The organism is Bacillus sp. A01H, from assembly GCF_045277205.1.
GTDB classification, from domain to species: domain Bacteria; phylum Bacillota; class Bacilli; order Bacillales; family Bacillaceae_G; genus Bacillus_A; species Bacillus_A paranthracis.
On the sequence record NZ_CP117702.1, the window covers coordinates 2,717,318 to 2,732,518 of the forward strand.

Consider the following 15,201-nt stretch of genomic DNA (forward strand, 5'->3'; position numbering starts at 1 on the left):
TATAATATGGATTTTACAATTGCAATATAAACAATTCTCTAATACCTTTCCTATCCCCTCTATTAAGTTAGATTATTTCAAATTAACGAATTTATGGAAATACAAAACAACTAATAAAATATTTACTTATTAAACTTTGAATTACTTGTAATAAATGGTAAAGTTAATAAGGTAAAAAATACATTAAGTGAGGCGATTTTTTGAAAAAGTTTAGTTTATTACTAACAGCATTTGTCATGATTTTAACATTGTTCATTCCAAATCTTACAAGTGCTAAAGCTTTCCCAGATGTCCAATCTAATCATTGGGCAATTAAGGAAATTAACTATTTATCGGATAAAGGTATCATTAATGGTACGCCAGAAGGAACTTTTAAACCGGGTGATGATGTAACTCGTGGACAAATGGCCTTAATGCTAGATTTATCATTAAAATTAGCAAAACCATCTAGCTATAATCATATTTTTTCCGATGTAGCCAAAGGTATCTATTACTATGATTCTGTACATAAGTTAGCACATAATAACATTGTACAACGTGAAACAAACTATTTCCCTGACCGTTCATTAACTCGTGCAGAAATGGCAGTAGTTTTAGTTAAAACTTTTAATTTGCAACCTACAGGTGCAGACGTCAATTTCCCTGATGTTCCATCTACTCATTGGGGTTACAATTTTGTCAAAATTTTAGCTCAAAATAATATTACAGCTGGGTTTCCTGATGGTACATTTGGTCCAGACGTAAAAGTAACTCGTGAACAGTTCGCCGCATTTTTAGCTCGTGTATTAGAACCTAGTTTCCGTCCGGCTCTTCCTAAGCCTAAAGGAGAGTTAGAAGTTCATTATATTGATGTAGGACAAGGTGATGCTACTTTTATTAAATCTCCAAGTGGCGAAACGATCCTTATTGACGGTGGTAACAACGGAAAAGGTAAAGTAGTAGCAAATTATTTAAAAGGATTAGGATTCCAAACTATCGATTATATGATTGCTACTCATCCTGATGCCGATCATGTAGGCGGATTGGATGAAGTACTTTATGCTATGAATGTAAAAAACGTTTACTCACCTAAAGTAAGCCATACGACACAAACGTTTCAAGACTTTTTAACTGCAGTAGCTAACAAAGGGTTAACTATTAAAGAAGCGAAGTCTGGAGTAACTTTACCAATCAATGGTTTAAACTCACAATTTTTAGCTCCTGTTAAAGAATACGGTAACGATCTAAATGAGTGGAGTGCTGTATTAAAAGTAACACATGGCAGCAAATCTTTCTTATTTACTGGTGATGCTGAATCTAAAAGTGAAAAAGATATGGTTGCAACGTATGGTTCCGGCCTAAAATCCGATGTATTAAAACCTGGCCATCACGGAAGTAAGACTTCTTCTTCTCAACCATTTTTAGATGCAGTGAAACCAAGTATCGCTGTAATCAGTGCAGGTGCAGGTAACCGATATGGCCATCCCACACAGGAAACTTTAGCAAAGTTAAATGCAATGTCTGTTAAAGTATATAGAACGGATTTAAATGGAACTGTAATTATTACTAGTGATAGTTCTAACATTTCTGTAAGAACGGAGAGATAATTATGAAGAGAGGTATTATTGACCGTTTCGAAGGCGAACTAGCAGTTATTGAAGTGAATAACGTAACAATTGATGTACCTAAATCCAAACTCCCTTCCACTGCAAAAGAGGGTGATGTTCTCATAATAGAGGATGATACGTATACAATTGATAAGGATGAAACAGATAAAAGAAGACGTGAAATACAAGATTTAATGAATAAGCTATTTGAATAGTAAAAAAAGAAAATCCTTGTAATACGAATCGAACTATTTCTTCGCATAATTGCATCAGATGGATTAGTTTCTATAAACTAAAAAAAGCATCGCCTTATTGGCGATGCTTTTAAAAAACACTTTTCTCGCAAAACACGAATACTATAACCTCTTCTCTAAAAAGTGTTGACTATGCCCTTTCGGATGATCTTCAACAACACCATATTCTCGGTAGCCATGCTTTTTATAAAATTCTGGTGCTTGAAAACTAAATGAATCTAATAATATTAATCTACAACCTTTTTCCTTCGCAATATCTTCAATTTTATGTAATAGTTGACTACCATAACCATCATGACGAACTGAATCATCAACCCATAAAAAATCTATATGAAGATGATAAAAATACATCGTACCTGTTACGCCGCCAAAGATTTTCCCAGCCTCATCTTTCACAACAAAACTTACTTGTTCCATCGGCTGTTTTGCTTCATCAGTTAAAATAGACATGTTATATTGAATGACTTTATTTTTTATGTATTCTCCTTCAGCGCGAGTACCATTCTCTATGTGTTTCATATATTCCTTCCTTTCAACTTAGTAAGTTATCTTTAATTTTTACTTTTCCTCTTTAAAATACTAATAAATAAGAATCCACCATATGTAACAAAGCATGAAAAACCAATTATCCCTGGTACAGAGACATAGCCTATTCTTATATAACTTATAACTGCAAAAGAAGCAATAGATAGTAAAATAGATGGCCAAAATAAAAGAGCTGTTTTTTTTCGTCTCTCTTTCTTCTCAGAAACACGTGTACCAAAAAGTAATACAATACAAATGAGGATCGCTGCAAAATAAATAGTATCTAATGACAAATTGTGATCGTATAGTGCGATACCCACTTCAAGAGCAATAATCGTTACAATTAACATAATGATTGTTGATGTCTTTAAGTTTCTTTTCAATTACTCACTCCTAGCATACTTTGACTATATTCTTTGTATATGTACTTCAAAGCTACCACAAAAGCTTCATCTACCTCTTTATTTTCAAGTCGATTAGGTAAATCTTTTCCCCCAATAACATAAAGAAACGGGAATTCGTTAAATATTCCTATTATACCAATATTTATTGCAGCTGAAGATAGCCCACCTGTCATATGAGCTAAGTGATATGAATGTATTCCTTCATATTCACCTTGCTGTCTTACCATGCCGCTAATAATTGGTTCCCATAATTCTGCTTCTGACTTATAACCCTGAAAAATATGTACTAAAAGTGAAAGAACTTCATTTAATTCTCCAACATTTTTCTCATCTCTAGCGTCCTCTTGTATATAAATTTTTGAAAAGTACGTTTGGGCATACATTTTCACAGCATCCCATCCACCACAGTACATTACAACTGACTGTGCAACGTAACTATCATGACATGCTATCATCACTTCTACTGCTTTACCAAGTGTTAAAGTCCTTCTTCCTTGTAAATGTGGATACAACTGCGCACTATCTTCATTTGGATTAAATTTAACATGATGAAGTATATCATGCCAATTACATTTATTTTCCTTCACCATCTGCGCTACTACAAATCCTATTGTTACTTTTGCTGCCGATGCTAACGGAATATTTAATTCACTATTATATGAAGCAACTATGCGATTATTTTTTGTAGAATAAATAGCTATTCCAACATGATCAGATTGTATCTCTTTCATTTTTTGAATGACAGTTTCCATTTCCCAGCCTCTTTTCCAAACGTTATATTATTTTTTAATAATTCAATATATAATATGAAATCCCTTTTTTAGATAAGCATTCTTATGATTACAATAAGAAAAAGGTAACATGAATAACTCCATGCTACCTAAGATACTAATTTTCTATTCTTCTAAAGGATTTTTAGGACCATTAAGCTCCAATTGATAAAAAGCTAAATCTAGCCATTTATTAAACTTATACCCAGCCTTTTTAATCGTCCCTGCATGAACAAATCCATAGTTTTCATGTAAGGCAATACTTTTCTCGTTTTCCGCATCAATTCCAGCAATTAAAGTCATATATTCTCTTTCTTTTGCAATTGTGATCAATGCTCTCATCAAAGAAGTTCCAATCCCACATTTTCTATATTCCTTATCAACATACACAGAATGCTCAATTGAATATTTGTAGGCAGGCCAAGCTCTAAACGGACCGAATGTCGCAAATCCTACTACTTTATTATCTAGTTCGTATACAAAAATCGGATAACCATCAGCCTTTTTTTGTTCATACCAATCTATTCTATTTTCAAGGGTTACGGGTTTATACGTATATACAGCAGTTGTATTCAGTATCGCATCATTATAAATATCTAAAATGTATATTACATCTTTTTCCGTTGCTTCCCTTATCATCGTTTTCTTCCTTTCATATACGTTCTCTTTTTAACTACCTATTTGTTACACGAACACTAGCTTTTCGAAAGCCATCATAAATGTTTAATGCAGCAGATAAAACGTAAATGAGAATACCCCCACTAATTAGCCACTTTTTAAGTTCTTCCGGAGAAATAGTGAACACATTTGCCACAAACGTAATAAATCCATCGGTAAATATGTGCGGATTTACTACAATTATAATGAATACTATCGTTCCAGCTATTTGGAGAATAGCATTCCCGATTGCCAATCTTTTTGTCCATTGTCCCTGTACTAATTTATAAAGAGATATCGCTATTTCAAAAACAATTATCATCACAACGATTGGCCAATACTGAAGTAACACATCTTGATTAAACGTTGGCGCGACAAACTTCAATCCACTTCCCGTACCACTGTATACGCCAACGAGATGATTCGCATAAAAATAAAGTGTACCCCATATTGCCGTCCACATTAACCCTCCAAAAACTTCAAACTTGGAGATTGCTTTTTTCTTCGGAATGTACGAAATGTTTTTCAAATCATCTGGCGTCCACTTTTTTAAATTTGTCGTCAACGGCTCGGTATCTTTGTTTTTATCCGTTCTTTCTAAAATAGCAAATACGAGTGTTAACCAGAAAAATACATGGAGGGCTACTTCAAAAATTTCTCCAATGCCTTTACCTATTACTTGTAAAATAACATTTAATACTGCTTGATCACCAGTATAACTTAAAAAATTTTCTGCAACCATTGCAATGAGTGCAATAACAACTGCAATTGGAATGATCATTTTTAATAATGTCGTATATACATCAAAATAACGCGGTCCAATTAAATGCATCGGTCTATCCAAATATCCATTAGCTAATGAAACCGGACTCCCCAATTTTTCAAGAACCCTTTTTTCATCATCTTCATTATAATCATCAGGCAACATATCCTCAATCGTTGACCGTAGCTCAAGAATAATATCTTCACGATTTTTTTCAGGTAATCTCTTCGCTACTTCCTCGACATAAATATCAATCAAATTCATTCTTGTCCTCCTCCTTTAATAAGTTATAAAGTTTTTTCGAATCCTTTATCCATTCCTTTCTCAACTGCTGGAATATTTCTAATCCGTATTCAGTTAAAACATAATATTTACGAGGTCTACTCTCTGTTTTATCCCAACTACTCGTCACTAGCTCTTGCTTTTCTAACCGGCGAAGTAGTGGATATAAAGTACTTTGATCGATTACGATTCCTGATTTCTCTAATAATTGGACAAGTGAATATCCATACTGCGGCGTTCTTAATTGGCTTAAAACTGCTAATGTTAATGTACCTCTTCTTAGTTCAGTAATTAACGAATTTAATAAAGCATCCATGTATTCACCTCATTTTCATTACTATATGTCATACAGTATATGTTTTATACTATGTGTCGTACAGTATTAGTGTGACAAAAACAACGATATTTTACCAAAAAACGGATAATAAAAAGCACAAACTATGTGATTTGTGCTTTTCTAACTAAATTATTTACTTGTAACACGCTTACCTTTGTAACTCTGGTAATATAAATTCCCCGTTTTCCTTAAGCAATGGAACAACATCTATAATTGCATCTATATTAATTGCTCCGTAAACATGCGGATATTCTTGGCCGTTAGAAGCAAGTTCATATTTTATTTCTGCTTTTAACAGAGTTAGATCAATTGTTAGTAATAAAACTTCTTCTTCATGACTAAAATGTTTTTCTGCGACTTTTAAAGCTTGTTCAAAAAACGAACAATGAATAAATCCCTCTTCTTTTAATGAGGCTTCATTAATTTCTCCCTTTATCTTTGCGATTTCCCAATTTCTTTTCGTTATTACTTTTGTAATCATTGTTATTCTCTCCCCGAACCTTTATATGGAAAAACAAGAGGTCCTTCTTTTTGTTACTAGAAAAGCCTCTTGCGTTTCATTTTTATTTTAATCCGTTAATTAAAGGTGATGCTTCCCCACTATGGAAAATCCATAAATCATGAAGTGATCTCGTACATCCGACATATAGTAACTTCGCATCGTGTTTTGTATTTTTGTAATGTTCTTCATCAACATCAATGAGTAGCACAGCGTCAAATTCTAGCCCTTTTGCCAAGTATACAGGTACTACTGAAATACCACCTTCATATTTACTTTGATCTGCTTCAATGACGTTTACAGCTACTCCTGCCTTTGTTAATTTCTCATATATATCGCGACATTCATCGTCTGTTCTTCCTATTACCGCAATTGTTTTCACATCATCATTTTGTAAATGTTTTAACGTCTTCATAATCTCATTAAATTGATCTTCTGCTTGAATTACTTTGACCTCTTCACCACTACGAAAAACTGGTGTCGCAAGCCCTACTGGAATCTCGGCGTTTTTAATTATTTCGTTCGCAAATTCAATAATTTCTTTTGTAGAACGATAGCTCCTCGTCAGTTCATAATAGCCTGTTTCTTGGAATACTTCCTTAAACGCACTCCAATCTTCAATCCCTTGGTAATCATAAATCGCTTGAGATAAATCACCTAATATAGTGAAAGAATTACCTAATGTAATTTCTTTTAATACATAAACTTGGAATGGTGAGAAATCTTGCGCTTCATCAATAACGACGTGATGAAATTTCTGCCCGATTTCAATACCTGTTATGCGATGATGTATGTAAATTAAAGCGGGTAAATCTTCTACATACACTTCTTTTTTACGACAACTCTTCTCAGTTTCTTTCACAAGTTCCTCGGGTAATACTTCGAGTATTTCTTTGCTTTTCAATATTGAACTATATATTGAAAGCGAGCTCATTTTCGGCCAAAACTTCATATAACTGTTCAATCTCTTTGTCGCTTCTTTTTTTAATAATTTCTTCTCGTTTGTTTCGCCATACTTTTTTAGTTCAATTTCAATCCAGCGCTTCATTCGGCCAACTAAACGTTCTCTTCTTTTCTTTAATGGATAATGTTTATACTCAACTTGCATCCATTTTTTTATATCTTCCACTGGAATAACAGCTTTATCCCATGCCTCAAAATTACTTGTTGGCACTAGTTCTTTTTCAAATTGAACCATTTGCTCTTCAATAAAGGACTTAAATTCTAGCGTACCTTTCAATTTACCAAGCATAACCTTTTTTTCATCACGATTAATAGAAAATGCTTCTTTCAACTTTTCTTCTGTCTGCTTCAGTTTCACCGAATCATCTAACGTACGTAATGCCCAGTCCGGAAATGTTGTTTGACTAATATTCCCAACACCTAATTCAGGAAGCACACTCGAAATATAGTCTAAAAACAGACTATTCGGAGCGAATACAATCATTCTTTCAGCTTCTAGTTGCTCACGATATTCATAAATTAAAAAAGCAAGGCGATGTAAAGCGATCGTTGTTTTACCGCTCCCTGCAACCCCTTGAATTAATAATGGCAAGTTTCTTTCCGCACGAATAATATCATTTTGCTCCGATTGTATCGTCGAAACAATATCCTTTAGTTTATTATCTTTATTCTCACCTAATCGATATAGAAGAAAATCATCGGCATGCGAGACATCTTCATTTCCTTTTACATATGTATCAACAACACGTTCTAATTCTCTTTTTCGAATAGAGATATTTCGCTTTAAATAAACATCACCTTCTACTAATCCATCTGGCGATTGATAAAATGCTAGTTCATCACCGCCGGTAAATGAATAAAACATACTTGCGACAGGTGCCCGCCAATCAATTACAATTGGCTTCATCGTATCTTTATCTGAAACACCAACTTTACCGATGTAAATCGGCATAACTTCTTCCTTGCCATCCTCTTGAAAATCTAATCTACCAAAGTACGGTTCTTGTACCCCAATACGTAAGTTTTGTCTATTAGACTCCCTCATACTTTCAAGAATTTGCTCTTTAAAATCATCGCCGTAATAAACTGGAATTTTTTCAAGCTGTTCTAATTGATCATCCATCGTACGTAATGTATCTTTCATTTTTTGTAACTCTTCTTCAAAAATGTTGTTCATTTGATGATTCCCTCCTGTCCGTTCTAATTTTTCAGTCGAAATATAATTGTATTAAAAATCCAATTATAAAGTCAAGGACTTAATTTGTTTTTTCTGAAAAAACTTACTTTTCACCTTTCTAATATTGAAATTCCAATGAGATTTTTACATGATAAGAATATATAACATCTAAATCATACAACTACACATATAATAAAGTGATTTATACAAAAGCCGCTATTTTCTATTGATTAAAAGGACTTTATACTATCTAACTAAGTTCCCCTTACATACTCTCCAGCTTCTTTTCTAGTTATCTATTATTTCATTGATAAAATACCCAAGGTCACAAAAGTCAAAAATAAGAGTAAAGGAGTCTATTGAAAATGACTGCTACCAAAAGAAAAACCCTTAAGTTACATTTACTTATTTTTGTGTTCATTGTATTGGCAAGTGGCTGGATTGGCGTAATTCTAGATTCTTTTCTAACAGATCAGCCTGAAGGAAACTCTTTAGGCATGGGACTGTGGTTAATATTACCTTTCCTCTCATGTATTTTCCTTAGAGTTATTAGCCGAGATTGGAATGATTTTGGTATAAAACTAAATTTGAAGGCAAACTTTAAATGGTACTTCGTTGCGATACTAATTTACCCGTTCGTTACAGTAATAACGATAAGTTTAGCACTTATTTTTGGAGTAGCAAACATAACTAGTTTTGAAATATATTCGTTATTGTCACTCATATTCATGTCTACTATTGGTAACTTTATTAAAAATATTTTTGAAGAGTTTTCATGGCGCGGTTATTTAACCCCTAAGCTCATTGAACTAAAGTTAAACGATTGGTTTATTTATATTATTTCTGGTTTAGTTTGGTCTCTTTGGCATGCCGCTTATTATTTAGTTTTTTTACCAAATGAATATTTCGAATCTATTTCAAGGTTAAATATGCTTTTATCCGGTTGCATACTTATGGTTTCTTGGTCTATTATGTATGTTGAAATATATAGACTTACAAAGTCAGTATGGCCATGCGTTATCATGCATGCAATTGAAGATGCTGTTCCTACCGTTTTAGTTACAATAACAGGGATTATTACACTTACCAAAGGCAGTGATTTTTGGTTAAACCCTATTAGCGGAGTCGTTGCTACTATTGTATTTCTTGGAATTGGGATTGTACTAAGATCTATAAGAATTAAAAAAGAACGACAATTAAATACGAAAAACAGTCAATGATTCACATTATAAAAGCACAAAAGAGTAAGGAATTAATCCCTACTCTTTTTTTATTTTTATTCGATATGATAAACATTCATTTAAAGACGCTTGCTCTTTATATTTCCTCTCTTCAAAGTCATACGCTCCTCCTGGGAAAATCCCAACTATACTGAAACCAGCCTCTGCACATAAATTACTAATCTCATCTATCGTATAGCAACGTAAAGATTGTGTCACGATATCATTTGAAGAATCCTTTTCCCACCAGTGGTCCAGCATCCTAGCATTCTCACTATCATATTCATATTTTCGCATTGCAGAATAAATCGGCATTTCTTGTCCATTTGCTTTTTCCCAATATAATGGTTGATAAATATCAATAAGTGCACACCCATCATCTTTCAACCAATTATGGATTCGTTTTAATAAAACCAATTGTTCTTCATCTGTCCCTACACCAAATCCATCTAAATAACTAACAACATCAAACTTTTCTTCAAAGTTAATTTTATAAAAATCAGCGCAATGAATCTCAATATCACTAGTAGAATGTTCTTTAGCAAACATAACTAACTCTGGTACAAGCTCAACAGTAGTCATTTTTACATCCAAATTAGACATCGCTCTTGCAAAACCACCATTTCCAGCTCCTAGTTCTAACATCGTTTGAAATGAATATCCAATTTGTTCTTGTACTTCTTTCGCAACTTCCTGCAACCAATTTTCATTTTTTATATTATAGCTTAGTAATTCAAATTGTTTTTTATAAAATTCTTTTACATTTAATTCGTTCATTATTATTCTCCTCCTGTACGTTATTTTTCTACTACAGGTGAGAAACTAAATTTCTGATACCCATGAAAAATCCTCCTTTTGATTTCCCTACATTTACATTTTATCTAAATAATAAGAATTTTTAAAGTACCAAAAATAAAAGAGCAGATAATGGAAAATTCCAATATCTGCTCTATGGCTGCTATTATTTCCCTTGTTGATACTTCAACCAATCACCAGAAATGATAACTTTCTTTAGCATATTTTTATCTTGAGCGAGATACACATATGCCTCTATTTCCCTATCACCATCAAATACTATTTGTGTGATTCGTTCATATAAATCCGTCTCTGCATTACCTGTATATTCTTCTAGTTCGTCTAACTTATGCAATATGTCATCATTTACTTCATAAACTTCTCCATACACCTTTTCTTCATTCGAATAAGTCATCGCCGGATACCCTTCGTTTGTATCAAATAATTCCCCATACGTCCATGCTTCGTCTGCAATGCATATTGCACCTTGCATATAATGAGCATTCGTTTGCTTTTTTCTTAACGTGCCATACACAAAAACGTGATGCATTAATCCCTATCCCCTTTACATGTCACTACTTTCTAATTTGTAAATAAGCACGAATCATAAAGTAACTCACTTCATTCGGAAGTTGTTCCTTAATCGATTTCAGACCACCATCAGCATTTTGCACAGCAGTTTCAATCAGTTGTTCGTATTCTGCAGGAACAAAACTGTTCCAGTCTACTTCCATTCCATCTTCAAAACAACGAATTAAATGATTTTCAATCGTTTGTCTTGATAATCCACGTTCTTTCGCAATTTCATCTAGATTAATACCTTGTTTATACATTTCATACGTTTCCAAATGAGAATTTGCTGAAGCTTTCCCTGATTTCTTCCGTTCTGTCATCACTTCTGTTTTAATAGTTTCAGCATAGTTTGGGTTTTCCTCAATAAAGTGCTGAACTGCTTGTAAGAAGTGCGAACCATACTTCACAAGTTTGTGTTCACCAATCCCTTTCACAGTTAAAAGTTCAGAATTGCTTTGCGGCATTTTTGCGCACATATCTTTCAACGTTTGGTCAGAGAAAATAACGAATGGAGGTACCCCTTCTCCTTGCGCAATTTCTTTACGTACTTCGCGAAGTACTTCAAATAAAGGATGATCTTGAACGATTTGTCTTGTCTCTACTCGTTCTTTACGTAAAACATTCTCTTTACCAAGTAACACTTCTTTCCCTTTTTCCGTTACTTTTAGTGTCGGGTAAGTACCATGTTCAACTGCAATTAGCTCGTCTGAAATTAAAAACTCAATAAATTCACTCACTTCTTTTACACTACGATTTGATAAAAGTCCGTAAGTTGGCAAAGTATGAAAATTAAATTCAATGACTTTCTTATTTTTAGATCCAGTTAGTACTTGTGCAATCATTTGTTTACCAAATCGTTGGTTCGTCCTAATCATACAAGATAAAACCATTTGCGATTCTCTCGTCACATCGATACTTTCTCGGTCGTCTGTACAATTACCGCAGCGGCCACAATCTTCTTTTGGTTCTTCTCCAAAGTATTGCAAAATAAATGATTGTAAACATTGTTCTGTATGACAGTAGTCAGTCATATTTTGCAGTTTTTCAAGTTCGTTTGAAAAACGAGACTCTCCTGTCGATTGATCAATTAAAAAGCGTTGTACTTGTACATCTTGAGAAGAATAAAGCAATATACATGCACTATCTAATCCGTCACGGCCAGCACGTCCTGCTTCTTGGTAATAACTTTCCATATTTTTTGGAAGTTGATAATGGATAACGTAACGAATATTCGATTTATCAATACCCATCCCAAACGCAGATGTGGCTACCATTACACTCACCTCATCACGTAAAAAGAGTTCTTGTTGCTCATTTCGATCGTTATCACTCATACCGGCATGATATTTTGATACAGAAACTCCCGCTTTCATTAAATCCTCATACAACTGATCAACTACTTTTCTAGTAGCTGCATATATAATCCCAGATTCCTTTTGATTTTGACGAATATAATCCGCTAAATATGCATTACGATCTTGTCCTTTAATAACAGAAAATGATAAGTTCTCGCGCTCAAACGTTGTCATAATCGTGTTTTCTTGATTAATTCCAAGCGTGTTGCAAATATCATCACGAACTTGTGGTGTTGCCGTAGCAGTTAATGCTAATACGAGCGGTTTTTCTGGAAGATAATCTAATATACGGTGTATATGTAAATAGCTCGGACGGAAATCATGTCCCCACTGCGAAATACAGTGCGCCTCATCAATGGCAATCATCGGGATTTTCATATCGATCAGTTGGTCAACAAACTCCATTGAATCAAGTCGCTCTGGCGCTACATAAAGTAACTTATAATGGCCCTGTTTCGCTAATTGAATTCGTTGATTCGCTTCTGTAATCGAAATAGAACTATTAATATATGTAGCTGAAATACCATTTTGTACTAATGTATCTACTTGGTCTTTCATAAGTGATATTAAAGGCGATATAACTAACGTTGTTCCTTCAAATACTAATGCGGGAATTTGATAACAAATTGACTTACCACCACCTGTAGGCATAATACAGACAGTATCTTTCCCATCTAATACATTTTTAATTGTTTCATCTTGTCCTCTTCGGAATGACGAATAACCGAAATAAGACGCTAAAAGTTCTTGTGCTTTTGTAAACAAAAAAGAGTCACCTGCTTTTCTTTATCTTTCATCTACTCCTATTATATCATCTCTTATGCATCATGAAAGTGATGAATACATGACTATCAGCCTGCTTTTTCATTATTTTATGCTTCTTTACGTTTTTGAGAATGATTAACAATTATAACGAATTTCAAAATAAATACACATTTTATTAATTCTCCTTGAATACTACTAATCTTATACATATGAATTCAGGAGGTTACTATATGAAGCACCATAATATTAGTTTCATCAAACAGAAAAGCGTATCGAACCAACCCCAATTCTCAAATAATGAAGCGTGGAAATATGAATCATACTATAAGTATCTACCATTATTTTCTTATAGAAAGCTTTTTCATTTTCTTTCTCAACTTTTTAAACGTTAATACACGTGCGAAATAAATCGTTCATAATCATTTTCTCAATATGAACCTTATAGACTTAATACAATACAGTTGTTAACATATGAAATATTCTGTTTGATAACCCCCTAAGTTGACCTGCTTATATAAGTGGGTCTTTTATTATTATTATTATATATTTCATAATATTAGATGTAATTATAAATCTTATCGCCATTTTATAATCTTAATCCACTCACTACAAATGGTGATAATCACAAAAGGTAAAATATAAATGCTTAACATTTAATTATCTAATTCTTTTTTCTCAATACACAAAACGAATTTCACTTGTTACTATAAAGGTACTCCAGATGAGTTTTTGCTCATCGACATTATCTAGTGAAAGGGATCTGCCGCGGGAAGCAGGTCCCTTTCACTTTATTAAAGACTCACTTTCAATTGGACACATTTACCAGGTTTTTTTAATAGAATTTTATGATAATATTACGTAGTCGAGTCCGACATCTCGGCAATACCCTTTTGAGGCTCTGCAACTTCCCTTGCAGAGCCTCTTTTATTTTATATTCGTTTTATCTATATATACCACAATAAGATCGCTCAAATTTTAAAAATAAACGAGGACACGTAACTAAAAATAAAATTCCATCATACTTTGAGTTATACATGTTCAAAGGAGTGTTACCGTTTATGTATACTTATTGGCAATCGTATTACTCCCCCTACCATAATCCTTATGTAAACTTTGATGTATCTGTACGTAACTACCGAATTAGTAAAAACGAGAATTTTTTAAAAGGTTATATGCGTTCCTTATGGGAACAACATGTCGCTTGGACGAGATTGGCTATTATAAGTATTGTTTTTCATTTACCAGACGTAAACGTTACAGTTAAACGGCTTCTTCAAAATGCAACACATATGGGACTATCTCTTGAACCATTCTATGGTGAAGATGCAGTAAAAAAATATAGTGCATTAATTAAAGACCACTTAGTAATTGCAGCAGATCTTGTTAAAGCTGCAAAAGCTGGTGACCAAAACGCAGCTGTCGCTATAGAGAAAAAATGGTACGCTAACGGTGATGAAATTGTTGCGTTTCTTACTAGCATCAACCCATATATAGATAAAGAAGAATTTAGAAAAATGTTTTATGAACATTTAGCACTTACGAAAGCAGAAGCACTAGCATTCCTAAATAAAGATTATGAAGCAGGCGTAAAACTGTACGATAAAATTGAAAAAGAAGCTTTAGAAATGTCCGACATGATAACAAACGCAATCGTAAAGCAATTCCCGCAAGTATTTCAATAACAAATCGGCTTATTGAGCTTTCTATCAATGATATTTCGTCCCCGCTCTTTACATTTAGCTTATATCGATATATTTTATTAATATCCGTTTTTTATAGGAGGAAATAGTTTGATTAACGCCATTGGTCTCGTATTCATACTTACAAATAAACACGAAAAAAAGAAGAAAGTATATCTGAATGAAAAATTTGCATTAATAGACATTATTGATTCTAAGGAAGTAATTGATGATGAAGGGAACTCACTAGTAGAACTAACATGTAAATACAGTATATATTTAGATGAAAAATACTACTGTAAATCTCTTGATGATTATACTGGACAAGTCTTTCCCTTTTTAAGTGCTAAAATAGGAAAAGGGCTTCTCAGAAACTTAAATTATTACTTTTCTTACGTTGATGCCTATGATAAAAAACCACCCGTTAAAGAAATTAGACCACTTATGAAACAAGTAACGAACAGATAGTGAAAATACTAAAAAGAAAGCATCTCACTTCAGATGCTTTCTTTTTTATCTAGAACTCTTTAAATTCTATCCTTCTTCTAAAAATATGTATTAAGGCATACTTTAAATTAAAAACATTGGAGGATTAAA

16 protein-coding genes are annotated in these 15,201 nt (G+C 33.2%); 5 read left to right on the forward strand and 11 right to left on the reverse strand.

Annotated features, from left to right (window positions below):
* The first annotated feature begins 200 nt into the window (after nt 1-200).
* Together PSR14_RS14325 and PSR14_RS14330 are read left to right on the forward strand one after the other, a co-directional pair.
* Nucleotides 201-1,586, forward strand: coding sequence for an S-layer homology domain-containing protein (locus PSR14_RS14325; RefSeq protein WP_000714654.1), 1,386 nt, complete (start codon nt 201-203; stop codon nt 1,584-1,586).
* Between the two features lie 2 nt (nt 1,587-1,588).
* The gene (locus PSR14_RS14330) at nt 1,589-1,801 is read left to right on the forward strand and encodes a DUF3006 domain-containing protein (protein WP_000820164.1); all 213 of its coding nucleotides are present in this window, start codon (nt 1,589-1,591) and stop codon (nt 1,799-1,801) included.
* Nucleotides 1,802-1,942: 141 nt separating this feature from the next.
* Here the strand turns inward: PSR14_RS14330 and PSR14_RS14335 are convergent, their stop codons facing one another.
* From PSR14_RS14335 to PSR14_RS14370, 8 genes are all read right to left on the reverse strand, one after another.
* Entirely contained in the window at nt 1,943-2,359 is a 417-nt protein-coding gene (locus PSR14_RS14335) for a GNAT family N-acetyltransferase (RefSeq protein WP_000680403.1), read from the reverse strand.
* A 32-nt stretch (nt 2,360-2,391) separates the two neighbouring features.
* Nucleotides 2,392-2,748 (reverse strand): hypothetical protein, encoded by a 357-nt coding sequence (locus PSR14_RS14340; RefSeq protein WP_000828020.1) that lies wholly within the window; start codon nt 2,746-2,748, stop codon nt 2,392-2,394.
* Nucleotides 2,745-3,521, reverse strand: a complete 777-nt coding sequence (locus PSR14_RS14345; protein WP_000450765.1) for a serine hydrolase — start codon at nt 3,519-3,521, stop codon at nt 2,745-2,747. Before PSR14_RS14345 ends, PSR14_RS14340 begins: the two co-directional genes overlap by 4 nt.
* A 144-nt stretch (nt 3,522-3,665) precedes the next feature.
* Entirely contained in the window at nt 3,666-4,178 is a 513-nt protein-coding gene (locus tag PSR14_RS14350; RefSeq protein ID WP_000617502.1) for a GNAT family N-acetyltransferase, read from the reverse strand.
* Between the two features lie 34 nt (nt 4,179-4,212).
* Nucleotides 4,213-5,223 (reverse strand): HAAS signaling domain-containing protein, encoded by a 1,011-nt coding sequence (locus tag PSR14_RS14355; protein WP_001048848.1) that lies wholly within the window; start codon nt 5,221-5,223, stop codon nt 4,213-4,215.
* A complete protein-coding gene (locus tag PSR14_RS14360; protein ID WP_000339350.1) occupies nt 5,210-5,557 on the reverse strand; it encodes a PadR family transcriptional regulator in 348 nt (115 codons plus the stop codon). The genes PSR14_RS14355 and PSR14_RS14360 overlap by 14 nt, the downstream gene beginning before the upstream one ends.
* 169 nt (nt 5,558-5,726) lie before the next feature.
* Nucleotides 5,727-6,059, reverse strand: a complete 333-nt coding sequence (locus PSR14_RS14365) for a DUF952 domain-containing protein (RefSeq protein WP_000629057.1) — start codon at nt 6,057-6,059, stop codon at nt 5,727-5,729.
* Nucleotides 6,060-6,141: 82 nt separating this feature from the next.
* Nucleotides 6,142-8,217: a 3'-5' exonuclease gene (locus PSR14_RS14370; protein WP_001059513.1), complete on the reverse strand. Its 2,076-nt coding sequence runs from the start codon at nt 8,215-8,217 to the stop codon at nt 6,142-6,144.
* Nucleotides 8,218-8,582: 365 nt separating this feature from the next.
* On the opposite strand from PSR14_RS14370, the gene PSR14_RS14375 reads away from it, so the two are divergent.
* Nucleotides 8,583-9,437 carry a type II CAAX prenyl endopeptidase Rce1 family protein gene (locus tag PSR14_RS14375; RefSeq protein ID WP_000127497.1) on the forward strand — a complete coding sequence of 285 codons (855 nt, stop codon included), beginning with the start codon at nt 8,583-8,585 and terminating at the stop codon, nt 9,435-9,437.
* A 39-nt stretch (nt 9,438-9,476) separates the two neighbouring features.
* On the opposite strand, the gene PSR14_RS14380 is transcribed toward PSR14_RS14375, so the two are convergent.
* From PSR14_RS14380 to recQ, 3 genes are all read right to left on the reverse strand, one after another.
* Nucleotides 9,477-10,214: a cyclopropane-fatty-acyl-phospholipid synthase family protein gene (locus PSR14_RS14380; RefSeq protein WP_001004313.1), complete on the reverse strand. Its 738-nt coding sequence runs from the start codon at nt 10,212-10,214 to the stop codon at nt 9,477-9,479.
* 184 nt (nt 10,215-10,398) lie between these two features.
* On the reverse strand, nt 10,399-10,782 hold the full coding sequence (locus PSR14_RS14385) for a gamma-glutamylcyclotransferase (protein WP_000546576.1): 384 nt from the start codon (nt 10,780-10,782) through the stop codon (nt 10,399-10,401).
* Nucleotides 10,783-10,807: 25 nt separating this feature from the next.
* Nucleotides 10,808-12,925 (reverse strand): DNA helicase RecQ, encoded by a 2,118-nt coding sequence (gene recQ / locus PSR14_RS14390; RefSeq protein WP_073541734.1) that lies wholly within the window; start codon nt 12,923-12,925, stop codon nt 10,808-10,810.
* Between the two features lie 1,058 nt (nt 12,926-13,983).
* Between recQ and PSR14_RS14395 the strand changes: the two genes are divergently transcribed.
* Both PSR14_RS14395 and PSR14_RS14400 read left to right on the forward strand, forming a co-directional pair.
* Nucleotides 13,984-14,607, forward strand: coding sequence for a hypothetical protein (locus PSR14_RS14395; protein WP_000289004.1), 624 nt, complete (start codon nt 13,984-13,986; stop codon nt 14,605-14,607).
* Nucleotides 14,608-14,715: 108 nt separating this feature from the next.
* The gene (locus PSR14_RS14400; protein WP_000606238.1) at nt 14,716-15,072 is read left to right on the forward strand and encodes a hypothetical protein; all 357 of its coding nucleotides are present in this window, start codon (nt 14,716-14,718) and stop codon (nt 15,070-15,072) included.
* Nucleotides 15,073-15,201 lie beyond the last annotated feature (129 nt).

Bases quoted from the DNA above. Each gene is read 5' to 3' on its own strand.
- PSR14_RS14330 (WP_000820164.1), top strand. From the start codon at position 1,589: ATGAAGAGAGGTATTATTGACCGTTTCGAAGGCGAACTAGCAGTTATT.
- PSR14_RS14335 (WP_000680403.1), bottom strand. From the start codon at position 2,359: ATGAAACACATAGAGAATGGTACTCGCGCTGAAGGAGAATACATAAAA.
- PSR14_RS14345 (WP_000450765.1), bottom strand. From the start codon at position 3,521: ATGGAAACTGTCATTCAAAAAATGAAAGAGATACAATCTGATCATGTT.
- PSR14_RS14350 (WP_000617502.1), bottom strand. From the start codon at position 4,178: ATGATAAGGGAAGCAACGGAAAAAGATGTAATATACATTTTAGATATT.
- PSR14_RS14355 (WP_001048848.1), bottom strand. From the start codon at position 5,223: ATGAATTTGATTGATATTTATGTCGAGGAAGTAGCGAAGAGATTACCT.
- PSR14_RS14360 (WP_000339350.1), bottom strand. From the start codon at position 5,557: ATGGATGCTTTATTAAATTCGTTAATTACTGAACTAAGAAGAGGTACA.
- PSR14_RS14365 (WP_000629057.1), bottom strand. From the start codon at position 6,059: ATGATTACAAAAGTAATAACGAAAAGAAATTGGGAAATCGCAAAGATA.
- PSR14_RS14370 (WP_001059513.1), bottom strand. From the start codon at position 8,217: ATGAACAACATTTTTGAAGAAGAGTTACAAAAAATGAAAGATACATTA.
- PSR14_RS14375 (WP_000127497.1), top strand. From the start codon at position 8,583: ATGACTGCTACCAAAAGAAAAACCCTTAAGTTACATTTACTTATTTTT.
- PSR14_RS14380 (WP_001004313.1), bottom strand. From the start codon at position 10,214: ATGAACGAATTAAATGTAAAAGAATTTTATAAAAAACAATTTGAATTA.
- PSR14_RS14385 (WP_000546576.1), bottom strand. From the start codon at position 10,782: ATGCATCACGTTTTTGTGTATGGCACGTTAAGAAAAAAGCAAACGAAT.
- PSR14_RS14395 (WP_000289004.1), top strand. From the start codon at position 13,984: ATGTATACTTATTGGCAATCGTATTACTCCCCCTACCATAATCCTTAT.